At 40.4% G+C, this 24,756-nt stretch carries 18 protein-coding genes and 1 other annotated feature; of the genes, 9 read left to right on the plus strand and 9 right to left on the minus strand.

Annotation, left to right across the window (positions count from 1 at the left end; genetic code table 11):
• Positions 1–218 precede the first annotated feature (218 nt).
• Positions 219–596, plus strand: coding sequence for an autonomous glycyl radical cofactor GrcA (gene grcA, locus VCASEI_RS10775; RefSeq protein ID WP_086961809.1), 378 nt, complete (start codon positions 219–221; stop codon positions 594–596).
• 148 nt (positions 597–744) lie between these two features.
• On the opposite strand, the gene thrC is transcribed toward grcA, so the two are convergent.
• The 4 genes from thrC to VCASEI_RS10795 form a co-directional block, all read right to left on the minus strand.
• Positions 745–2,034 (minus strand): threonine synthase, encoded by a 1,290-nt coding sequence (gene thrC, locus VCASEI_RS10780; RefSeq protein ID WP_086961811.1) that lies wholly within the window; start codon positions 2,032–2,034, stop codon positions 745–747.
• Complete coding sequence (gene thrB, locus VCASEI_RS10785; protein ID WP_086961813.1) at positions 2,031–3,002, minus strand: homoserine kinase; 972 nt, start codon at positions 3,000–3,002, stop codon at positions 2,031–2,033. Before thrB ends, thrC begins: the two co-directional genes overlap by 4 nt.
• A gap of 1 nt (position 3,003) precedes the next feature.
• On the minus strand, positions 3,004–5,463 hold the full coding sequence (thrA, locus tag VCASEI_RS10790) for a bifunctional aspartate kinase/homoserine dehydrogenase I (RefSeq protein ID WP_086961815.1): 2,460 nt from the start codon (positions 5,461–5,463) through the stop codon (positions 3,004–3,006).
• Positions 5,464–5,495: 32 nt separating this feature from the next.
• Positions 5,496–5,619 (minus strand) — a sequence feature (Thr leader region).
• 278 nt (positions 5,620–5,897) lie between these two features.
• Positions 5,898–6,392, minus strand: a complete 495-nt coding sequence (locus VCASEI_RS10795) for a putative 4-hydroxy-4-methyl-2-oxoglutarate aldolase (RefSeq protein WP_086961817.1) — start codon at positions 6,390–6,392, stop codon at positions 5,898–5,900.
• Positions 6,393–6,800: 408 nt separating this feature from the next.
• On the opposite strand from VCASEI_RS10795, the gene arcA reads away from it, so the two are divergent.
• Positions 6,801–7,520, plus strand: a complete 720-nt coding sequence (gene arcA, locus VCASEI_RS10800) for a two-component system response regulator ArcA (RefSeq protein ID WP_086961819.1) — start codon at positions 6,801–6,803, stop codon at positions 7,518–7,520.
• Between the two features lie 79 nt (positions 7,521–7,599).
• On the opposite strand, the gene arcB is transcribed toward arcA, so the two are convergent.
• Genes arcB through VCASEI_RS10815 form a run of 3 tightly spaced genes read right to left on the minus strand, consistent with a single transcriptional unit; the run spans position 7,600 to position 11,758 of the window.
• Complete coding sequence (gene arcB / locus VCASEI_RS10805; RefSeq protein WP_089110784.1) at positions 7,600–9,999, minus strand: aerobic respiration two-component sensor histidine kinase ArcB; 2,400 nt, start codon at positions 9,997–9,999, stop codon at positions 7,600–7,602.
• Positions 9,999–11,210, minus strand: a complete 1,212-nt coding sequence (locus VCASEI_RS10810; RefSeq protein WP_086961823.1) for a diguanylate cyclase domain-containing protein — start codon at positions 11,208–11,210, stop codon at positions 9,999–10,001. Before VCASEI_RS10810 ends, arcB begins: the two co-directional genes overlap by 1 nt.
• A 44-nt stretch (positions 11,211–11,254) precedes the next feature.
• Positions 11,255–11,758: a hypothetical protein gene (locus tag VCASEI_RS10815; protein WP_086961825.1), complete on the minus strand. Its 504-nt coding sequence runs from the start codon at positions 11,756–11,758 to the stop codon at positions 11,255–11,257.
• A 723-nt stretch (positions 11,759–12,481) separates the two neighbouring features.
• Between VCASEI_RS10815 and gltB the strand changes: the two genes are divergently transcribed.
• The 6 genes from gltB (at position 12,482) to VCASEI_RS10845 (ending at position 21,564) form a co-directional block, all read left to right on the plus strand.
• On the plus strand, positions 12,482–17,026 hold the full coding sequence (gene gltB / locus VCASEI_RS10820; RefSeq protein ID WP_086961826.1) for a glutamate synthase large subunit: 4,545 nt from the start codon (positions 12,482–12,484) through the stop codon (positions 17,024–17,026).
• Entirely contained in the window at positions 17,019–18,488 is a 1,470-nt protein-coding gene (locus VCASEI_RS10825) for a glutamate synthase subunit beta (RefSeq protein ID WP_086961828.1), read from the plus strand. Before gltB ends, VCASEI_RS10825 begins: the two co-directional genes overlap by 8 nt.
• 192 nt (positions 18,489–18,680) lie before the next feature.
• On the plus strand, positions 18,681–19,064 hold the full coding sequence (locus tag VCASEI_RS10830; RefSeq protein ID WP_226983283.1) for a DUF1499 domain-containing protein: 384 nt from the start codon (positions 18,681–18,683) through the stop codon (positions 19,062–19,064).
• Between the two features lie 155 nt (positions 19,065–19,219).
• Complete coding sequence (gene mtnN, locus VCASEI_RS10835; protein ID WP_086961832.1) at positions 19,220–19,915, plus strand: 5'-methylthioadenosine/S-adenosylhomocysteine nucleosidase; 696 nt, start codon at positions 19,220–19,222, stop codon at positions 19,913–19,915.
• A 95-nt stretch (positions 19,916–20,010) separates the two neighbouring features.
• Complete coding sequence (gene btuF / locus VCASEI_RS10840; RefSeq protein WP_086961834.1) at positions 20,011–20,835, plus strand: vitamin B12 ABC transporter substrate-binding protein BtuF; 825 nt, start codon at positions 20,011–20,013, stop codon at positions 20,833–20,835.
• A gap of 108 nt (positions 20,836–20,943) precedes the next feature.
• Positions 20,944–21,564, plus strand: coding sequence for a TRIC cation channel family protein (locus VCASEI_RS10845; RefSeq protein WP_086961836.1), 621 nt, complete (start codon positions 20,944–20,946; stop codon positions 21,562–21,564).
• An 84-nt stretch (positions 21,565–21,648) separates the two neighbouring features.
• On the opposite strand, the gene tyrS is transcribed toward VCASEI_RS10845, so the two are convergent.
• Entirely contained in the window at positions 21,649–22,836 is a 1,188-nt protein-coding gene (gene tyrS / locus VCASEI_RS10850) for a tyrosine--tRNA ligase (protein ID WP_086961838.1), read from the minus strand.
• Between the two features lie 139 nt (positions 22,837–22,975).
• Between tyrS and VCASEI_RS10855 the strand changes: the two genes are divergently transcribed.
• Positions 22,976–24,262 carry a peptidoglycan DD-metalloendopeptidase family protein gene (locus VCASEI_RS10855; protein WP_086961840.1) on the plus strand — a complete coding sequence of 429 codons (1,287 nt, stop codon included), beginning with the start codon at positions 22,976–22,978 and terminating at the stop codon, positions 24,260–24,262.
• A gap of 126 nt (positions 24,263–24,388) precedes the next feature.
• Here VCASEI_RS10855 and erpA read toward each other — a convergent pair whose 3' ends face one another.
• Positions 24,389–24,730, minus strand: coding sequence for an iron-sulfur cluster insertion protein ErpA (gene erpA, locus VCASEI_RS10860; RefSeq protein WP_086961842.1), 342 nt, complete (start codon positions 24,728–24,730; stop codon positions 24,389–24,391).
• Between the last annotated feature and the right edge of the window lie 26 nt (positions 24,731–24,756).

Raw genomic sequence — 24,756 nt, forward strand, 5'->3', positions numbered from 1 at the left:
GCATTTCTAGCATCAAATAGTAGTAAAGGTACAATAAAATCATATTTATTAATAACTTGTTGATTTACAGTGAATAATCCACCAAGAATGAAAACTTAAGTTAGTAATTTTTTGACTCAAATCAATATTAAAAACATGGTTATTATGTATATAATGCATCCAACAAATCATCAAACATACAACCTATTAACTCCACTTTAGTGGTAAAGGAGATCAATATGATCCAAGGTATCCAAATTACGAAAGCAGCAAACGACGAATTATTAAATTCAATCTGGCTTTTAGACAGCGAAAAAAATGAAGCTCGCTGTGTTGCTGCTCAATCAGGTTTTGAAGCAGATCAAGTCGTTGCAGTCGATACACTAGGTGAAATCGAATTCCGTGAAGTCGTAATTGAAACTGCGCCTCGCGTTGAAGGTGGCCAACATTTAAACGTTAACGTACTTTCACGAGAAACTCTTGAAGATGCCGTCGCACATCCAGAAAACTACCCACAATTAACGATTCGTGTATCCGGTTACGCTGTACGTTTCAATTCGTTAACAACAGAACAACAACGCGATGTTATCGCTCGTACGTTTACAGAAACGATGTAATTCTAAGGAAACAGGAAACAAGTTCTTAGCTTCTAGAAAGATCCAAAAAGGTGCTCTTATGAGCACCTTTTTATTTTCTGAACTAATTACAAAACAGTCACTTTATTTTTTCCCAGAAACAAGAGGCGAATAAACTAGCCTTTCTTATTTACTTCTGTACTTTTCTCAACACCGCTTTCAATAAATCAAAATCAGCTGCAAGATCTTCTGAAAGCAATTCCATCGCACCATGCTTCGCTAAAGGTGCTGGCACATCAATATCCAAGCCTAAAATATCATCCACGACTTCTTTAAATTTCGCGGGGTGAGCGGTACATAAGAACAATCCCGTTTCACCCTCTTGTAGTTGTTCATTCAATACACGATAGGCAATCGCACCATGAGGTTCACATAAGTACCCCATTTGGTTTAATTCAACAACAGAGGCTGCACTTTGCTCATCAGTCACCATACCTTTACCAAGCGTATCTAATCCCCAACCTTTAATACGACAAAGCTCTTCAATACGTGGCCAGTTATTTGGCTGGCTAACATCCATCGCGTTTGATGTCGTTGCTACGGTCGGCTTAGGATCCCATTTACCCGTTTCAAGGTAACGCGGCACAGTATCATTAGCATTAGTGGCTGCAATGAAGCGCTTAATAGGCAAACCTAGTGCTTTAGCAAGTAAACCTGCCGTTAAGTTGCCAAAATTACCACTAGGGACTGAAATAACTAAGTTTTCGCGTTCTGTTTTACTCATTTGCGAAGCCGCTTCGAAGTAATAACAAATTTGCGCCATTAAACGGCTGATGTTGATTGAATTCGCCGAGTTCAAGCCGATCTCTTCACGTAAGGCTTGATCATCAAATGCTTTTTTGACTAACGACTGACAAGCATCAAAATCACCATCAATCGCGACAGTGTGAATATTACCGCCTAATGTACAAAACAGTTTTTCTTGAAGTGGACTGATTTTGCCTTTCGGGTATAAAATCACTACATTGATATTTTCCATGCCATAAAATGCATGAGCAACCGCCGCGCCAGTATCCCCTGAAGTGGCTGTTAAAATTGTAATTTTTTGCCCTTTATCCGCAGTGACCGCCGCCAAAGATTGCGCCATAAAACGGCCGCCGAAGTCTTTAAACGCTAAAGTCGGGCCATGGAATAATTCCAGAGCATACACGCCATTTTTTACTGATTTAATCGGTGCTGGGAATTGAAACGCTGAATCCACAAGCTGATGAACTTGCTGCTCAGAAAGTTCGTCACCAATTAAGGCCGAAAGAATTTTGCTACTACGAGCAATAAAACCCTCAGACAGTAATGCATCGATATTATCAAATTGAGGAATGTCGGACGGGAAGAACAATCCTTGATTACGACCTAGCCCTTGACGGACCGCTTGACCAAAAGAGACTTGTTCATCGTTTTCTTTGATATTGTACAGCTTCATAATTCACTTCCTGTTACTCTCGAACCATCCTTGTCTAAGCGACAAATATGCACGAAACCTTCTTCGTTTTGTAGGTAATTATCTTCTAACCAATGTGCGACACGTTCCGCGACATCTTTTTTCGAACAAATAGTAAAGATGGTCGGCCCTGAGCCTGAAATACCACAAGCCAGAGCACCCGCTGACATCGCATATTTACGCGCATCGGCAAAACCAGCTAATAGCTTCTCACGGTAAGGTTCCGCGATCACGTCTTTAATCAATTTTGCGGCCAGTTCTGGTTGCCCAGAATGACACGCATGAACGAACCCGCCCAAGTGACGACCATGAGCAATAATATCTTGCCTACGATATTGAGAGGGCAGGATAGAACGAGCCTCGGCCGTAGAGACTTTAATCCCCGGGTACGCCATAACCCAATACCAATCATCAAAGCAAGGTACTTCTTGGCTAATAATGCCTAATTCTTCTAGCATTAATTGCAAACCACCCAAATAACATGGCGCAACATTATCGTAATGCACCCCACCTGAAATCTGCCCTTCCATTTCTCCCATTAAGGCCAGCTGTTCCATTTCCGATAAAGGTTCACCATGAAAGCGGTTAAGCGCATCCAATGCCGCCACAATCGAACAAGCACTCGATCCTAACCCTGAACCAATTGGCATATTTTTTTCTAATGTCATTTCTAACGGCAAAAGGTTGATGCCTTTTTTATCAAGCTCACGAGCAAACACACGCCAGCAATCGTAAACAATGTTTTCAGTTGGATCTGTCGGCAGTTTATCCACAAAACTGCCTGCCGTTTTTAATTCAAACGGAGTGTTACTTGGGGAGACCAATACGCGATCGCCAAGCAATGTCCCATCAATAGGAGAAACGGCTGCGCCTAATACATCAAAACCAACGCTAACATTACCAATCGATGCTGGCGCATACACCACCACACTTTTATTCTTTAATGTCATGTTACACTCCTAATTTCCAGCCAAGAGTACGCATGACATCGGAGAATACTCCCGCTGCGGTCACTTGCGTACCAGCGCCATAACCACGTAAGACTAATGGGATTGGCTGGTAATAGCGGCTATAAAACGCTAATGCATTTTCACCATCTTTGATTTTGTACATTGGATCATTGTCATCCACCGAAATCATTTTCACTCGACACTGACCATCATCAATACTACCAACATAACGTAATACCCGGCCTTCAGCCGCCGCTTTCGCTGACAGCTCAGCAAAATAGCCATCCGCTTGCGGTAAACGAGCCATGAATTCATCCACACTACCTGAGTCATCAAAACCAGGAGGAAGTGCTTGCTCAACAATGACATCATCCAGCTCTAGCTCCATTCCGGCCTCACGAGCAAGAATAAGTAACTTACGCGCTACATCCATACCGGAAAGATCATCACGAGGATCTGGTTCGGTAAAACCGTTGTCTTTTGCAATATTCGTGGCCTGACTTAACGTCATGCCTTCATCTAGCTTACCGAAAATATAAGATAGTGAACCAGAAAGAATACCATTAAATTTTTCTAACTCATCACCTGCAGAAATTAAATTCTGTAAGTTCTCAATCACAGGCAGACCGGCGCCCACGGTGGTTTCATACATGAGCTTTCGACGACTATTACGCGCCGTTTCACGCAACTGGTGGTAAAAGCTCATGCTGGCAGTATTGGCTTTCTTATTTGGAGTGACAACATGAAAACCCGCCGCTAAGAAATCAATATATTGATTAGCTATCGTTTCACTTGACGTACAATCGACCAGCACAGGATTAATAATGTGATTACGTTGTACCAAAGCTATCATACGAGATAAACTAAATTCTTCTGTAGCATGGTTCATGCGATCGCGCCAGTTATCAAGAGGTAACCCATCACTATCAAGCAATAATCCTTTTGAGTTCGCTAAACCACAAACTCGAATGACAATTCCTTTTTCCGCTAACTTAGCTTGCTGACGCTGGAATTGATCCACTAACTCGCCACCGACACCACCAATACCAACAACAAAAACATCCAAGAAGTGCTTAGAATTAAACAAGTTTTCATGACAGGCTTTAACCGCAACCGCAATTCGGTCCTCTGGGATCACAGCTGAAATAGCACGCTCAGAAGAGCCTTGAGCAATCGCGACCACATTTACATTCACTTCGGCTAATGAAGAAAAGAATTGAGATGCAACACCACGTGCGGTGCGCATTTTGTCACCAACTAAAGTGACAATTGCAACATCATCCGTAAATTCAATCGGATCAAGAAGACTGTCTTTTAATTCCAGTTCAAATGCTGCTTGAAGCGCTTGTTCTGCTTTCATTTTATCCGCCGCTTCAATACAAAAACTGATGCTGTATTCAGAGGAGGATTGAGTAATTAAAACAATAGATACACCAGAAATTGACATTGCGCCAAAGACTCGGCTCGCCATACCAACCATGCCTTTCATACCAGGGCCAGATACGTTAACCATAGTTAAGTGGCTAAGTGTCGTAATCCCCTTAATAGCAAGATTATCTTCACCCGTATCTTGACCTATCAGTGTTCCCGCACCTTGAGGGCTAAAGCTATTTTTTATTAAACATGGAATTTGAAACTGTGCGATAGGAGCAATGGTTTTAGGGTGAAGAACCGAAGCACCAAAATAAGATAACTCCATCGCTTCTTGGTAACTAAGGGATTTCAATAGGCGGGCATCTTCAACTAATCGAGGATCGCAATTATAAACGCCATCAACATCCGTCCAAATCTCACAACAATCCGCACGTAGGCAAGCAGCAAGGACGGCCGCAGAATAATCGGAACCATTACGGCCAAGGGTAACTAATTCACCTTGCTCATTACCCGCAGTAAAACCAGGCATAATATTAATATGGCCAATAGGCAATGGTGATTGACGGAAATTCAACGTTGAAGCATCGACATCAACCATGGCTTCAAGGTGACTGCCTTTTGCTAAAAGATAAGCGACGGGATCAATAAGACTGGCTTGCTTACCCTTTGCTTCAATAACCGCTTTCATTAGTTGAATTGAGATTCTTTCACCCTTACTAATGATCCGGGCGTTAACGTGGTCAGGACACATGCCTAATAGTGCTATACCGTGCACATATTGGCGCAATTGTAACATTGATGTTTTCACTTGATTATCAAAGTCAGTATTTTCTAGGTTAGAAACCTGATCTTTAATCTCAGAAAACAAAGCATAAAACGAGGCTTCTAACTCATTAACATTTAATTCAGCTTCACCATTTTTTAAGGTGTTTTCAATGACCGCAACAAGTTTATTCGTCGTTTTCCCAGGAGCAGATAACACAACGGCAACTTCTTCTTGCTGAGCATTATTAATAATAATATCTGCTGCTCTTAAAAAACGATCAGCGTCGGCCAGTGATGACCCTCCAAATTTTAATACTCGCATCCATTCCTCCACTCTTATTTTTTAATTTTGCATAAAAAAAGGCCTGTATCTGGTGGGATACAGGCCTTTTTTTGAAAACTTTCGCTTACCAGCCTGCCCCAACATTAATCGTGTCGGTAATAATTGAGGTCATAATCGTCGCGCTGGTAAAAAACATAATAATTAGCTTTCTTCATTCACTTGAACAGCTTCTAGATTTACCGATTAAACGAGGCAGAGTCAATGAAAAGTTGAATTTATTCCTATTTAGGTCTAAGAACTCGATAGAATAGACAAAAATTATTCTCTAGCTATCATTTCATCACGCATCAATAACTCCGATAACTTTATCTATATAGAAATAAAGAAACGCCTAACATAAAAAAAACAGCATAAAGTAACAAAAGTAAGACTTTAAAATCACAAGAGAGAATAGATTTAACTAAAAGTGAAAATCATACTAATACCGATAAATCCAATGCTTCGGTACTGATGACCACACCATTCCAATCCGAATAAATAAAATCACCGGGGTGTATACTGACACCACCAAAGTTTAGACTGACTTGCATTTCACCGCCTCCTCTTTTCTCTGTTTTAAATGGGTTGGTGGTTAACGCTTTCACACCAATGGGTATGTTAGAAAGAGCATATGCATCTCTGATCGCACCATTTATAATAACACCTTGCCAATGATTCTGTTCTGCGAACAACGCTAGTTGATCACCAAGTAGCGACTTTTCTAGAGAACCATTTCCATCTATCACTAACACTTTACCTGTACCATCTTGGCTTAACGCTTCACGCACTAAGCTATTATCGTGGTAACAGCGCAAAGTGACGACTTCACCATAAAAAGAAACTTTCTGACCGTAATTACTAAGAGGTAAATTAAGTAATATAAGGTTATCTTCAAATTGATCGCATAACTCAGGTAATAAATCATTCATATTGCCTCCCTGGCTTTTGTTATATTTTAGTAAAAATAACGCATACAAACATAAACCGTTAATATGCAATAAATTTCATTTAAATTATGTGGTTATTGTATATGTGAATATAGAGTATTCTTTTATTCGATTGATTCAAATCAACAAAGTGAATATTAGTCAACATCCTCTTATTGTTAGCAAGCTGTTAAGACTGTAAACTCATCTACATTGAGTAAATTAGAGAAAGTTACTGACGATATCCCATATTTTGTTGGATTATAGCAGTAATACTTACAGTAGAAGATGGATAAATCAGAAATTACGATTCATCAAAAAGTGTCTTTCTCTTGAATTCCCTAACTAAATGTTATTTTTATCTAGAATTACTCACATAAGCATTATTTTAGTCACGATTTAGGTACTCCTATGCATACCCCACAAATTCTTATCGTTGAAGATGAACAAGTCACACGCAATACGCTGAAGACTATTTTTGAAGCAGAAGGATATACTGTTTTTGAGGCCATCAATGGTGATAACATGCACCAGATTCTTTCTGAGAATCAAATCAACTTGGTCATTATGGATATCAATCTGCCAGGTAAAAACGGTCTATTACTTGCAAGAGAACTGCGTGAACAAGCGAATGTTGCGCTAATGTTCTTAACTGGCCGAGATAATGAGGTTGATAAAATCTTGGGGCTAGAAATCGGTGCAGATGACTATATCACCAAACCATTTAATCCTCGAGAGTTAACCATTCGTGCCCGTAACTTATTACACCGTTCAATGCATAAAAACGATGCTCACGACGAAAAGCGTATTGTTGAAAAATATGAATTTAATGGTTGGGCTCTTGATATCAACAGCCGCTCTTTAGTTAACCCGATGGGCGAGAGTTACAAGCTGCCACGTTCAGAATTTCGCGCTTTACTTCACTTTTGTGAAAACCCTGGCAAAATTCAAACTCGCGCCGATTTATTAAAAAAAATGACCGGTCGTGAGCTTAAGCCACATGATCGTACTGTGGATGTCACTATTCGTCGTATCCGTAAGCATTTTGAATCAATTGCCGACACGCCGGAAATCATTGCAACTATTCATGGTGAAGGCTACCGATTTTGTGGTGACCTCGTAAGCGAATAATTTTTTATTAAATAGAAAGCCTTATTAACTTTTAATGAGGCTTTTTTTAAAAGATACAATAATCAAAAATATAAATTTGTTAACCTTTCTGTTGTAACCACTGTTTCAGTGTATTGATATCTGATTGATAGACTTGATCGATGTCGGTTACCCATTTACCAACTGACCGCTTCCAATTCTCTTCTTCTGGCGACTGCACCTTCTGTGCTAACTGCTGAATTCGTTGTAAACCAACCGAGCCAGCCGCACCTTTTATTTTATGCGCTTCAGAAACTAAATTTTCGTCATCACCCGACTCAAGGTAAAGGTTTAATAACGTCATATAATTAGGCATCGTTTCTTCAAACATGACAACGCTATTCATCACTAACTGGGAGCCCACAATGTCAATATAAGCGTTAAGCATCTCTTTATCTAACACTCCTTCCTCATCTTCAGTCTTGGCCAAGTCTAGGGACGCAATGCTCTTTTTTTCTAATGACACAAAAGGGAGAGTCTCTTCCTTTAATGATCCAGAGTGAAGATATAAATCATTATGCAATGATCCTTCGATACATTGTTCAATAATTTTATATATTGCTTTAACGGATAAAGGCTTACTTATCGCATCATCCATCCCACCTTGTAGATATGTATGCTTATCTTTCAACACGTTAGCTGTCAAGGCCACAAGTGGAGGTAATTTTTTATAAGTTCTTCGTAATTGCTGAGCAATATCAAACCCGGTCATATCGGGTAATTGAATATCCAGTAACACTAAATCATAATCTTGAGGATGAAATTTAGCTAAAGCTTCCTCACCACTCATGGCTACCTCAACGCTATGCCCTAGATTTTCCAAAACAGAGCAAGCCACTGTAATATTTAGCTCAATATCTTCTACCATAAAAATACGCAAACTGGATTTGGAATAAAAATGCGGTTCAGACTCATAACCAAGCTTAACAACTGGAACACGAATTGAGACACTGAAGGTACTACCGAAACCAAGCTCACTATTAACCGTAATTTCGCCCCCCATTCTATGCGTAATTTCTTGCGAGACAGCAAGACCTATACCGGTTCCCACTGCATGTAAATTGTCTTTTCCTGATTTAACTTGATAGTACATGCCAAATATATTGTCTATCTCAGACTCAGGGATACCTATCCCCGTATCCTCTATGTCAAATTGAATCTCGGCATATTCATTATCAAAATCAGCACTTACATTGACCGACACGCCCCCTTCTTTTGTAAATTTCATGGCATTGCTGACTAAATTCCACAGAACTTGTCTTAGACGTGTTGCATCAACAAGAATGCCATGAGGCAACTCACTTAACCGATCTAATTCAAATCGAAGACCTTTTTGCTCTGCCATCAAACCTGAAATGCTTTCAATGTCGGTTATAAAACTATGAAAGTCAGTTTCAACGGCTAATAACTCAAGTTCACTGCGATCAAACTTATCTAAATCAATTACATCATTAAAAATATGCCCTAGAGTAATAGCGCTAACATTAATCGTTTGCATATATTTACGCTGATATTCATCCAGTTTCGAATCAAGCAAAATGCGGCTTAACCCAACAATACCATTTAAGGGTGTGCGTAATTCGTGACTAATCGTAGAGATAAAAGTGGTTTTATCCTGGCTCGCTTTCACCAGTGCATCTTGATACACCTTACGCTCGGTAATATCTCGGCCAAAACCGACTAGACCAAGCAATTGGTTGTCTTTGTTATAAAACGGTAATTTACGAAACTCAAAATAGGCTCGTTTATTATCTGGATATTGAAGCCAAATCTCATACGTTAACTCTTTGTTATATTGAAAAACTTTCGCATCAGTCGCCTCAACTTGTTGGCGAGTACAATCGTCGCTATAAACATCATAGATAGATAATCCAACCAATTTTTTTTCTGGTAAACCAACCAACTCTTCAAAAGCCTTATTACACCCGGAGAACTCACCATTCGTATTTCGGTAATAGATTAAATCAGGAGAGGCGTCTAAAAAAGATCGCATCAAAGCCGTTCTTTCTGCCAGTTCCACTTGGGTTTTTTCACGTTGATAAACTTCATTTTCTAAATCTTGAATCGCCTCAAAACGTTCAACTTCCGCTTTCTCACGCTCTTCCATTTGTTGATGCAGTTTTCTAAGGTTTTCTTGCAATTCAACATTTAACTCACGATCACGAGCTCTCATATCTTTGAGTTTAAACACCATACTAGTCAAACGTTGCCGGGATTTTTCTAGCTGATCCACGACAACAGTCAAAAAATAAACCGCCCAAGGTGTGATTAATAAACCAAAGAAAACCGATCGAATAATAACAATATTCTCAATTTCCCCCCGTAATACCAAGCTGACAGACACTTGAAGTAATACAGAAAAACACACTAAAGCTAATGCTAGCAGTATAGAAAAACGAGCGATGCCCAACTTAACAAGCAGATCAACATAATAACGAGCTAAATTTTTTAACGGTTTCATTATTCTCCTCGTCCATCTTTTGAACTGAAATCATCTGATGGTTTATACACACTAATCTGGGTTTGATTACGACCCGCATTCTTAGCGGCATAAAGTGCTTTACCGGCAAGATCAAGGGTAAATTCAGGGTATATTTCTCGTTGTGGAATAATCGTTGTCAATCCCAAGCTAATAGTTAGTTGGTTGCTAATCGGTGAATATTCATGTGGAATATTTAAATCGGCAACCGCTTGATGAATCTTATCCGCAATAACCATACAACCTGGCATTTCCGTTTCAGGTAATAAAAAAACGAACACTTCCCCACTATAACGTGCAACTAAATCGGCACCACGCTGGGTAACCTTAGAAAATGCCTCAGCAACCTTAATTAAAGCCTCATCGCCCCGTTGATGTCCATAGTGGTCATTAAAAGATTTAAAATAATCAATATCGCAAATCATAATAGTCAGCGGGCTTTGTTGCCGTAAATGCAATGCCCAAAGCGCATTAAGTTGGTTATCAAGACGACGACGATTAGAAATGTTCGTTAATCCGTCAAAAAAGCTCAACTTTTCTAATTCAGCATTGGCAGTCGCTAGTTTTTGCTCTGCTAAAAAACGTTCGCTCACGTCCCGAGCAATCAACAAACAACCTGTAGTAGTCGAAACGGGATCAACATAAGGCGCTTTTAATACGTCATACCAGATGGTTTCACCATTCTTTCGATTAACCATGTCGATAAAGCGCAGTGTGCGTCCTTTTTCTAACACTTCTAAATCACTTTTTGTAAACCGACCTACAAGACTTTCCGGTAAAACTTCATCTAATCGTCGCCCCAAAAGTGTACTAATAGAAGCAACACCAAGCGAATCGGCATACGGCTGATTGCACGCTTCGTGTACTCTATTTTCATTAAAGATCGCAATGGGATCGGGAGAAGCCGATAAAATGGATTGCAATAAGGTTTCTCTTTGTGCAAGCTCAATTTCTAACGTTTGGCGTTTATCCATTTCAGCGCTAAAGGACTTCTGCATCGTAAACCAATCCGTCACATCATGACTAATGCCTAGCATCCCAATAGCCACACCATCAGGGCCCATCAAAGGGCTAATATGAGTTTCTAATAGACAACTTTCACCATCAATGGTTGTTGTCCATCGTTTATGAGTTGAACGACCTGATGAAATATCTACTTCAAGCGAGGCGCATCCTTCCTCTTTTCTTTCCAACCAAAATCGCTCGTAAGCCTTATTTGTACCTAATAGACTGTTATCTAAACTTTTAAAAAAACCAATTCAGATAACGAATCTAATGCAGTTTGAGCCATGTGCGATGGCAGACGGTCTAAACAACTATATTTTTTAAAATCACTGACCGGATGTGCGTGAACAACCCAAACTTTACGTTTACGAACAGTCGTAGGATTCAAGACTAGGTTCACTTGACGGCAATTAAGCTCTGACACCATCCATGTTTGACAAGGCTCTTTCTTCGCCGATTCTATCATCATCAATAATGATTCTGGCGTGATTAAAGGAGGTAAAAAGTAACGCTTTCCAACTCGACGAATACCAAGCAATTGTATGGCCATCTGGTTGGCATCCATAACCAAACCAGAATCTTTTTCAAGTAAGAAAATTGCTGTCGTGGCCTCATGAATTAAATTCAAGAGACGAGTTCGACTTCTATATTGAATAAATATTACGGTAAATAGGCAGGCAAGAATCAATGTTACATCAAAACCCACGCCATGTTTTGCGATCGAAAACCATTCCATCCGCTATCCACGCTCAATTTAAATACGATTCATCCCTCAATCTTACAAGGAAATTAATAACATGGTGGCACCTTTATTCTCATTTTATCTATCGAAAAAGATTCTCTTTCCCTTTTTCTTTATACTCACACAATCATTTGACTCGAAATTTAGACATATCATTCATTTTATGACATTTTTATTATGCATTTTCATACTAGAAAATTTCAACCTATTACACATGACCTAAAGCTCAAAAAAGTTGCTTATTTACAAGCTTCATTCATTCCCCCCCCCCTCACAACTCATTCCCAAAAAAATAAACATTCAAAAAAACAGCATATTATTTGCATTTACACGCACTTTAACTCTGTTAATATGCAAAAACGATGAAATATTTATCACTTTCAGGTGAAGTTTCGTTGGAATTACATAGTACAAAAATGTAGGATAGTTGTACGATGTTGTCTTTTTCGTGATGATCATCACGATAAAGTGAATATATAAATCGCTTTAAATCTGAGTTATTTGAGAATAAAAAACTGGATGTTTTTCTTTCCGTAACAATAAGAACTAAGGAATAACTTTTTTCGCACATAGTTTTCTGCGAATAGTTGAAAGGAATCGCACTTACTACCGAGCAATGTAAGTGAAAGATTATAAGTAAATAAAAGGACAAAGTGGTGACAAGATAAGCATAGATGCTGATTCTATCACTGCTATTTAACTTGGAAGGATGTATCTATGGTAAGTAGAGAGCAAAGTACACAAGGATTGTACACTCCTGAGCTGGAGCACGATGCCTGTGGGATCGGTTTTGTTGCTCACTTGAAGAACCGCAAATCTCATGCAGTCGTCACTCAAGCACTTGATATGCTGGCTCGTATGGAACACCGCGGTGGTCAAGGTTGTGATCCTTGTAGTGGTGATGGTGCAGGTATTCTACTGCAAAAACCTCATGAGTTTCTTTTAGAGGAAGCGGTTACTCTTGGTATCAAACTACCATCATTTGAAAAGTATGGCGTAGGTGTTGTTCTATTTCCAAAAGATGAACACAAGCGACAACAATGCCGAGATATTCTAGCACGTAACGCTAATCGTCTAGATTTAGAAATTTTAGGCTACCGCGTATTACCTGTTGATAATTCAATGATAGGTGAAGACCCTCTTAGCACTGAACCACAATTCGAACACGTCTTTATTTCTGGTGGCGCAAGTATGTCACCTGAAGAGCTAGAACGTAAACTTTACGTTTTACGAAATTATACCGTTCGTGTTTGCCTTGAATCTGTATCAAATATTGATGATGATTTTTATATCAATTCCCTCTCATACAAAACGCTTGTATACAAAGGCCAGCTAACCACAGACCAAGTACCTCAATATTTTTTGGATTTACAAAATCCAACAATGGTCACCGCTCTGGCTCTTGTTCATTCTCGTTTCTCGACAAACACATTTCCAAGATGGCGCTTAGCGCAACCATTTCGTTACATTGCACACAATGGTGAAATTAACACTGTACGTGGTAACTTAAACTGGATGAAAGCTCGTGAAGCCATCTTAGAATCTGATCTGTTTTCACAAGCTGAAATCGACATGTTATTGCCGATTTGCTCAGAAAATGGCTCCGATTCATCTAACTTTGATATGGCACTAGAACTGCTTGTTCTTTCAGGGCGTACCTTGCCACATGCTTTAATGATGCTTATTCCTGAAGCATGGCAAGAAAATAAAAACATGGATCCGGCGCGTCGTGCTTTCTATCAATATCACGCCAATATCATGGAACCTTGGGATGGCCCGGCTTCTGTCTGTTTCACCGATGGTGTTCAGGTAGGCGCAACACTTGACCGTAATGGTCTTCGCCCATCTCGCTATACCGTAACTAAAGATGATTTTTTAATTATGGCTTCAGAATCTGGCGCAGTAGAAATCGCACCAGAAAATATTGAATACCGTGGTCGTCTACAACCAGGGCGTATTTTTGTTGCCGATTTAGAACAAGGTCGCATCATTTCGGATGAAGAAGTAAAAGATTCGATTGCTAACTCTCAACCTTATGAGCAGTGGGTAATGGATAACTTACTGACGCTAAAAACGCTACCCGATGCAGACAACATGCATCACCAGCCATCACCAGCGCGTTTATTGCAGCATCAACAAGCATTCGGCATTAGCTCTGAAGAAGTAAAAGATATTATTCATGTGTTGGCAGAAACCGGTTATGAACCTTTAATGTCAATGGGTGCAGACTGGCCTCTCGCCATTCTATCGCATCAATCACAGCATCTATCTCACTACTTTAAGCAATTGTTCGCGCAAGTAACCAATCCACCTATCGATCCAATTCGTGAACGTATGGTGATGTCACTTAATACCTATTTAGGTCGTGACCACAACTTGCTATCTGAAACACCTGAACACTGCCGTAAAGTTGAGTTGGAGTCGCCCGTCTTATCAAATGATGAGCTCGAGAAATTGCGCGCCATTGATAATGAACACCTTCAAGCAAAAACCTTGGATATAGTCTTCCGAGCAACCGATGAAGCGGGCAAGTTAGAGCGTGCACTTAAACGTATTTGCCAATACGCAGAAGATGCAGTGGTTGATGGTTACTCCATCATCCTACTGACTGACCGTGCAACCAACTCTAACCACGCAGCGATCCCTGCCATGCTTGCAGTCGGCGCTGTTCACCATCACCTTATCCGTAAAGGTTTACGTGCTAAGTGTGACATTGTGGTTGAGACTGGTGATGCACGTGAGACGCACCACTTTGCCACCCTAATCGGTTACGGTGCTAATGCAGTTAACCCATATTTAGTCACAGAAACCATTGTTGATCTTCAGAAGAAGAGAAAACTGGATCCTGAAGTACCGACCGAAGATTTATTCAACAACTACCGTAAAGGCATCAATGCGGGCTTATTGAAAATTTTCTCTAAAATGGGTATTTCAACACTGCAGTCTTACCATGGCGCTCAAATCTTTGAAGCTCTCGGTATCAGTAAATCAGTGGTGGATAAGTATTTCACCGGTACCGTTTCTCGTATCCAAGGTTTAACCATCGATGACATCGCACGCGAAGTGCTGATCCGTCACCGTGTGGGCTACCCAACTCGCGAAATTCCACTGCAAATGTTGGACGTGGGTGGGGTTTACCAATGGAAACAACGTGGTGAGAAGCACTTATTCAACCCTGAAACCATTTCATTGCTACAGCAATCGACACGTAATAAAGATTACGCTCAATTTAAGCAATATTCGAAAACGGTTGATGACCAAGGTGATAACGCAGCAACATTACGTAGCCAATTAGACTTTATTAAAAACCCAGCTGGCTCTATTCCTCTTGAAGAAGTAGAACCGATTGAAAGCATTTTAAAACGCTTTGCAACTGGCGCAATGAGTTTTGGTTCTATCTCACACGAAGCGCACTCTACGCTGGCGATAGCGATGAACCGGATTGGCGCAAAATCCAACTCAGGTGAAGGCGGTGAAGATCCCGTTCGTTTTGAGAAAAAAGCCAATGGTGATTGGGAACGTTCTGCGATTAAACAAGTTGCATCAGGTCGTTTCGGTGTGACCTCTTACTACCTAACTAACGCTGATGAACTACAAATTAAAATGGCTCAAGGTGCAAAACCTGGCGAAGGTGGTCAACTACCTGGCGATAAAGTAGATGATTGGATCGGGGCAACTCGCCACTCAACTCCAGGAGTGGGCTTAATTTCACCGCCTCCACATCACGATATTTACTCAATCGAAGATTTGGCTCAGCTAATTTACGATTTGAAAAATGCCAACCGTGATAGCCGCGTCAACGTAAAATTGGTTTCTGAAGCAGGTGTAGGAACGATCGCATCAGGCGTCGCAAAAGCAAAAGCAGACGTTGTACTGATCGCAGGCTTTGATGGTGGTACAGGTGCATCGCCAATGTCTTCAATTCGTCATACCGGTCTACCGTGGGAATTAGGACTAGCCGAAACACACCAAACACTACTAAAAAACGGCCTACGTAACCGTATCGTCGTTCAGTCTGATGGCCAAATGAAAACCCCTCGTGACCTTGCAATGGCAACGTTACTTGGCGCAGAAGAATGGGGAGTAGCGACTGCTGCACTTGTTGTTGAAGGTTGTATCATGATGCGTAAGTGTCACAAAAACACTTGCCCAGTTGGTATCGCAACGCAAAATAAATCATTACGTGAGCGCTTCGACGGTCGTGTAGAAGACGTCGTCACTTTCTTCCAGTATATGGCTGAAGGTTTGCGTGAAATCATGGCTGAACTTGGTTTCCGCACCATCCAAGAAATGGTTGGTCAATCACAAAAACTAAAAGTCCGTGATGATATCCAGCATTGGAAATATAAGAACTTAGATCTTTCTCCTGTTCTTCATATCCAACCACCTCGTGCTGAAGATGGCGTCTACAATCAGAAACAGCAAAACCATGGCTTAGAAGCCGTACTTGACCGTAAGCTGATTGAAGTCGCACAACCTGCGCTTACCAAGGGTGAAGCTGTAGATGCATTATTCCCTATCATCAATACCGATCGTAGTACAGGAACCATGCTGTCGAATGAAATTTCGAAAGTCTATAAAGACAATGGTTTACCACAACCTATGAACGTTAAGTTTACAGGGTCTGCGGGTCAATCATTTGGTGCATTCTTGGCGAAAGGCGTTAAGTTTGAAGTCGAAGGTGATGCGAATGATTACTGGGGTAAAGGCTTATCAGGCGGCACACTCGTGCTTTACCCTGATGTGAAATCATCCATTATCGCAGAAGACAATATTGTAGTGGGTAACGTTTGTTTCTATGGTGCTACATCTGGTGAATCATTCATCCGTGGTATGGCTGGTGAGCGCTTCTGTGTTCGTAACTCAGGCGCACACGTTGTGGTTGAAGGTGTCGGTGACCACGGTTGTGAATACATGACTGGTGGTACAGCAATTATCCTAGGATCAACAGGCCGTAACTTTGCTGCAGGCATGAGTGGCGGTGTTGCCTATGTGTGGGATAAAGCTGGAGACTTCAGTACAAAAATTAATGCTGAACTTGTCGACTTAGACCCAATTGAAGCAGAAGATAAATCTTTGCTAAAAGAAATGCTGACTAAACATATTAACTACACAGGAAGTGTAGTAGCAAAAGCATTCTTAGCCGATTTTGATGACAATCTAGCCAGCATGGCAAAAGTGATGCCACGTGATTACAAGGCTGTATTGCAAAAACGCAAAAATGCCGTAAACAAGGAAGAGTTGGAGGCCGTAAATGGGTAAGCCTACTGGATTTTTAGAGCATGGTCGTGAACTTCCAAAGAAAGTTGATCCTAGTGTTCGCATACAAGACAACAAAGAATTTGTACTAGATGAGGAATTTGGTAAGAAAATTAATACTCAAGCCTCTCGTTGTATGGATTGTGGCGTGCCGTTTTGTCACAGCGGCTGCCCTATTGGTAACATCATTCCTGAGTTTAATGATGCGGTGTATCGTGACAGTTGGGAAGAAGCTTGGAATATTCTAAGCAGCACCAATAATTTCCCTGAATTTACAGGGCGAGTATGTCCAGCGCCGTGTGAGACATCTTGTGTTCTTGGGATAAACCAAGATCCAATTACCATCTGTAACATCGAGAAAAATATCGTTGAGCGAGCTTACAAAGAAGGTTATGCCAAACCACGTAAACCACGTAGTCGTACTGGTAAAACCATTGCGATAGTAGGTTCTGGACCTGCAGGTTTGGCCGCAGCGGAGCAATTAAATGCCGCTGGTCATTCAGTCACGGTTTATGAGCGTGATGAAAAAGTCGGGGGGTTACTACGCTTTGGTATCCCTGACTTTAAGTTAAGCATGGATGTAATTGATCGTAAGATTGATTTAATGCGTGAAGCAGGCGTTAAATTTGAAGTAAATGCTCATATTGGTGTTAACGTCAATGCTCTGCAATTACGCCAAGAGTTCGATGTTGTATTGCTCACTGGTGGTTCAACGGTACCTCGTGATTTACCAATCCCGGGCCGTGAGTTTAAAGGTGTCCATTTTGCGATGGAATTCCTAGGACAAAATAACCGCCGGGCTAACAATATGGATCTTAAAACTGAAGAAATTCATGCTAAAGATGATCATGTTGTAGTCATTGGTGGTGGTGATACTGGTTCAGACTGTGTCGGTACGTCTAACCGTCATGGCGCCGCTAGTATCACGCAAGTTGAGATCATGCCTGTTCCACCAGGTCAGCGTCCAGCCAATCAACCTTGGCCTCAATATCCAATGATCATGAAAACGACAACTTCACATGAAGAAGGTTGTGAACGTCATTGGAACATTTTGACTAAAGAATTTATTGGTGACAATGAGGGGAAAGTGACTGGCTTACGTATTGCCGATATAGTCTGGCAAGACGCAAAACCAGGTGAGCGCCCAGGATTTGATGAAGTCGCGGGCTCTGAACGCGTTATTCCTTGTACTAAAGCATTTTTGGCTATGGGGTTTTTACATCCAGAACCAACCGGTGTGTTAGCACAACTTGACATTAAACTCGATGATCGTGGCAATGTCGCAACCACAGGTTTTGCAACGAGTCAAAAAGGTGTATTTGCTGCCGGTGATATGCGTACAGGTCAATCATTGGTTGTACGTTGTATTAATGAAGGACGAGAATGTGCTCGTGAAGTCGATGCTTACTTAATGGGTAATTCTCATTTGGAAGCTCGTGCTGACTCATTAATGAAATCGGCTTAATTGTCTATACTCTAGATATTCAGCTAATATCATACTCAAAAGCCCCGTAGATACGGGGCTTTTTATTACACTTAATATAGATTTATTTCATATTATTCAAAATAAATACCAATAAAAAGGCAGGTAAAGATGCGAATACTGAGTACTTTAGCTATGTTTATACTACTTACTAGTTGTAGTCAGAGCCAATCTATGAATAAGCCAGAGTTAAACAAAAATGATCCTGCTTTACTTTGCAGTTCAAAGCCAAATTGTGTCTCAACTCAAGAACTGAGAACCGATTATCAAATACCACCATTCCACCTCATATCGGAAGATATATCGATTGATGATATTGAAAAAATAGCACTAACTCTAACGCGCACAAAAACAGTCAAGAAAACAGAAACGACACTTCACCTTGAGTCAACAAGCTTGATTTTTCGATTTGTAGATGACGTCCATCTAGCCAAGCAAGGTGATGAATTACAAGTACGTTCAAAGTCTCGTACTGGCTACTCTGATTTTGGCGTCAATAAAAATCGAACCGAAGAATTACGCCAAAAACTCACTGAAGCGCACTTACTAAAACCATGAATTAAATTGATTACATAATTAAGGGGAACGAACGTCATCAAAAAATTACAGTTTTCAATCAAGTGAATATAAATAAAAGATATTTTAATAAAGCTAAACTGCCCCTGTGCTACAATCGCGCCATATTTTAATACACAAAATAGAGTAATAGAGTTATGAAAGTAGGCATTATTGGAGCAATGGAGCAAGAAGTTGCCATTTTAAAAGAAACTTTAGTTGGATGCGAAAGCACAATAAAGGGCGGCTGTACCTTCTATACTGGCACTATCAATGGTATAAAAATCATCCTACTTCAATCTGGTATTGGCAAGGTTTCTGCCAGTATTGGAACAACCCTACTAATTGAATGCTTCGATCCCGATGTCATTATCAATACAGGCTCAGCGGGTGGTTTCGATTCAAGCTTAAATCTAGGCGATATAGTTATTTCAACGGAAGTACGCCATCACGATGCTGACGTTACCGCATTTGGCTACGAAATAGGGCAAATGGCTGGACAACCAGCAGCGTTTAGTGCTGATACAACCTTAATGGATATTGTTGAAAAAGCTGCGGCAAGCATCAAAGATACGCACTCTGTACGTGGTCTAATTTGTACAGGGGATGCTTTTGTTTGTACTCCAGAAAGACAAGCTTTCATTCGTCTGCATTTCCCAAGCGTTATTGCTGTCGAAATGGAAGCATCTGCAATTGCACAAACGTGTCATCAATTCCGTAAACCATTCGTCGTGGTTCGTGCAATATCCGATGTCGCGGATAAAGAGTCCCCAATGAGTTTTGATGAATTTTTACCTCTAGCAGCAAAGCGTTCATCTGAAATGGTCGTAAAAATGCTAGAGCACATGAAATAAATAAAACTTATCCTCTAGTACCTTACGGCTTCATGATCAATAGTGAGTCATAGCACTCACTATTGAACGTTTATTTTTCAAAGGATAAAGCTGGAATGCATTTCTTTCGTCTCTTGCTTTTATATCTAGTACCATTTTATGTCAGCGCTCACCCTTTAGCACAACGTGTTATCACTCTTTCTCCTCATGCGACTGAATTAGCTTACTCTTCGGGTTTAGGCTCTAAGCTTATCGCGGTAAGCGAAGCCAGTGATTACCCTGAAGAAGCACAAAAAATCGAAACTGTCGCCAATTATCAAGGGATAAAACTGGAGCGAATTTTAGCGTTAAAACCCGATTTAGTTATTGCTTGGAGTCCTAATTTTTATCCTCGCGAAATGCGACAACTGAAACAGTTTGGCATTCCTATTGTTTACACTTCCATTCAAAAATTAGATGACATTCCAAGCACTATTTTGCAGTTAAGCCAATGGTCTGACAATCCATCTATTGGTCAAAAAAATGCGGTTCTTTTTACAAAAACACTCTCCCAATTACGTGAAAAATATCAGCACTTACAACCCATCCGATATTTTTTTCAATTAAGCCAAAAGCCCGTAATCTCTGTCAGTGAATTCAATTGGCCCAGTGATATTTTCAATATTTGTGGCGGGAAAAACATACTGAGCAATACCTCAATACCCTATCCACAAGTTAGCCTAGAGCAAATAATCACTGCTAACCCACAAGTCATCTTCACCACAAATGATGAAAAAGAGATCAATGCCCAGTGGAAAAATTGGCCGCAAATGCCAGCGGTGAAACATCAATTTATATGGTCATTGAATTCAAACTGGATTAATCGCCCAACCATGAGAAGCTTAAAAGCTATAAAGCAAGTATGTCAGCATTTGAATATCGTCCGTGAAAGAATGCCATAACATAAGTAATGGCTATTATTACGCCATTGCTGTATTGCTTTCAAAAAGTTTATCCGTAGAATCTGCGCTTATAATATTGACACCACCTCAAATAAGACCAAAAACTGAATGAATATTAGCTTACTTTATTTCTTTGATTTATTTGGCACCGCTATTTTTGCTATTTCCGGCGTACTGCTTGCTGGCAGATTAAAAATGGATCCATTTGGCGTCATCGTGTTAGCCAGTGTGACGGCCATTGGTGGCGGTTCAATCCGTGACATGATGCTCGGATCAACACCTGTATTTTGGATCATTGATACCAATTATTTATGGGTCATTTTTCTAACTTGTCTTGCCACTTTATTATTAGTTCGACAGCCAAAGCAGTTACCTTGGTATGTTTTACCAGTATGTGATGCTATAGGTTTAGCCGTATTTGTTGGCATCGGCGTAGAAAAGACCTTACATCTTCAAGACTCAATGATGATCGCGGTGATCATGGGAGTATTAACCGGCTGTGGTGGGGGCATAATCCGAGACATATTAGCCCGAGAAATTCCAATGGTACTACGAAGTGAAATTTATGCGATTGCCTGTATTGCTGGAGGAGTTGTTCATACATCTTCACTTTACTTTGGAATCAACACCCAAAGCTCGTTCTTATTTGGCGTGATGACAACGTTAAGCATTCGACTCGCGGCTATTCGCTGGCACTTATCTCTACCGACATTACAATTAAAAAGCTAAATCACATTTAGCAAAAACAAAAAATCCCATCACTGCAGAGTAATGGGACTTTGTTAAAAGTGATGCTCACAAATAATAAATGCTTTATTTAATCGTAATACGAGCAAACTTGCGCTTGCCAACTTGATACACCGCCGTGCCTACTTCTGGCACCAATTTAGTATCTTCAATTTTATCCCCATCTATCTTCGCTGCACCTTGACGGATCATTCTCATCGCATCAGAAGTTGAACCAACCAAATCTGCATCTTTTAAAAGATTACCAATCGCGGTGCCAGCAGAAAATTCAAACTCCGGCATCTCATCCGGCATTGCCCCTTTCTGAAAACGATTAATAAACTCTTGCTCTGCACCATCCGCATCAGCTTCGCTATGAAAACGAGCAATAATTTCTTTGGCTAAAAGAATTTTCACATCACGCGGATTTTTTCCAGCATCAACATCGGCTTTAAACTTCTCAATTTCTTCTAATGGACGGAAAGAAAGTAACTCATAGTAACTCCACATAAGCACATCAGAAATAGACATGATTTTACCAAACATTTCAGTCGGAGATTCACTCACACCGATGTAGTTATGCGCAGATTTTGACATTTTCTTATCGCCATCAAGGCCGACAAGTAAAGGCATCATCAATACCACTTGTGGTTTTTGCCCATTCGCTTTTTGTAGCTCACGCCCCATCAGCAAGTTAAACTTTTGATCTGTACCACCAAGCTCAACATCCGTCTCCATAGCGACGGAATCATAACCTTGAAGTAAAGGGTACATAAACTCATGAATAGCAATAGGTTGATTATTCGCATAACGCTTTTTAAAGTCATCACGTTCAAGCATACGAGCAACCGTTTGATTTGCCGCTAAACGAATCATGCCAGCAGCGCCTAATTCATTCAACCACTCGGAGTTAAATTGAATTTTTGTTTTAGCTGGATCTAAAATTTTAAAAACTTGCTGTTTATAGGTTTCAGCATTGGCGAGAACATCTTCACGTGTCAGTGGTGGTCGAGTCGTATTTTTTCCACTCGGATCTCCAACCATCCCAGTAAAATCACCGATTAAAAATGTCACTTCATGACCTAACTCTTGAAAAGCACGAAGTTTATTTAAAATTACAGTATGACCTAAATGGATATCAGGTGCCGTTGGATCGGCGCCCAATTTAATTCTTAAAGGACGCCCTTCTTTTAATTTAGCTATCAGTTCTTCTTCAGGAATTAATTCTTCCACACCACGCTTAATCTCAGCCAGTGCCGCTTCAATACTCGCCATTTAGGTTTACTCCAAAAAATTCTGTAAAAATACGTTATCAAGACATAATACTGAATAGCACTGTTTTTGGAAACCAGTTAGACTTACTCATCTTCTTTTTCGGGTAATTAATTACCTTATTAACTGAAATTTATCGATCATGCGCGCATTCATTAGACAATTACCTAATTTTCATAAAATACTAATCGCCAGCATAAGTGCCTTCACAGTTATTGTGATTTTTGCTCTTCCTGATATGGAAGAACTATCTCAAAATGAACCTCGCTTAAAAGTTGGCCAACATTACCCGTTAACATTACCTGAGGATATCGTAACCCCACAGGCTCCTCCTAAAGTGTTTACCACTTGGGAGACTTACAGTGTTAAATCGGGAGAAAGCGCGGCTTTATTGTTTAACCGAATTGGGTTATCCGCCCAACTCCTGCACCAATTAATTACCACAAACAAAGATATAGAGTCTCAGCTTTCTCGATTACGACCCGGTGACAAATTAAATTTTGGATTTGATAGCCAGCACCAACTCACTCAAATCATCCGTCCTATCTCCGCTTATGAGTCTTTTCGAATCAACAAGATAAAAGGAGAGTTTCGTTCTCATATAGAGAAAAAAGAAATCAATACCCATTACAACTATTCAGAAGCCACTATCACTTCAAATTTTTGGAATGCTGCTGTTACATCGGGTTTAAGCGCCAATCAAATCATGTCACTTGCGGGGATTTTTGGCTGGGATATCGATTTTGCTTTGGATATCCGTGGAGGAGATCATTTCGAAGTATTGTATGAAGAACAATTTGTTGAAGGAAAAAATATTGGCCGCGGTAATATTATTGCCGCCGTATTTACCAACCAAGGATCCACTTTTAAAGCCATCTACAATCCCGAAGATGGTAACTATTACGATGAAAATGGCAGAGCAATGAAAAAAGCTTTCCTACGTTCACCGATTGATTTTAGAAGAGTGACGTCCAACTTTAATCCCACTCGTCGTCATCCAGTCACAGGAAAAGTCGTCGCACATAGAGGAACTGATTATGCAGCGCCTGTAGGGACGCCTATTTGGGCTGCGGGTGATGGCGTAGTGGAAAAGTCAGGTTATAACCAATTTAATGGTAATTATGTTTTTATTCGCCATAGTAATACTTATATAACGAAATACTTACATATGAAAAAACGCTTAGTGAATACGGGACAACGCGTAAAGCAGGGCGACACAGTGGGAACATTAGGCGGCACTGGTCGGGTAACCGGGCCTCACTTACATTATGAATTCTTAGTTAATGGAGTACATAAAAACCCTCGCACCGTTGATTTACCACAATCAAAGTCGTTAACAGGAAAGAAGAAAGAAGATTTCATTCGTTTAGCATCAAAAGAGCTGGATAAATTAAAGCGCTACAACAATTTGTTAATTGCTAAAGAATAGTTAACCAACACTAATTCAAACTGAAAGCATAAAAAAGCCCAGAATAATCTGGGCTTTTTGGGCTTTATCTTATGTAGTATGGCTTCCATATCACCAGCCAACGTAGCTTTAGATGGTGAAAATCATCTATACACTAAATGAGGCACCGCAACCGCAAGTAGTGGTAGCATTTGGGTTGTTAACAAAAAAACGAGACCCTTCCAGCCCTTCCGTGTAGTCAACAACACCACCAATCAAATACTGAAGACTCATTGGATCAACCACTAAGGTCACCCCTTGCTTCACAATGGTCATATCACCATCATTCACCTTCTCATCAAACGTGAAACCATATTGAAAGCCACTACAACCTCCGCCGGTGATGTATACACGCAATTTTAAATCTGGATTTTCCTCTTCTGAAATCAACATCTTAACTCGAGATGCGGCAGTATCAGAAAAGGATAAAGGTAATTGTTCATCGCTCATGATGACCTCTCTCATTGGGGTTAATA

The organism is Vibrio casei, assembly GCF_002218025.2.
GTDB lineage: Bacteria > Pseudomonadota > Gammaproteobacteria > Enterobacterales > Vibrionaceae > Vibrio > Vibrio casei.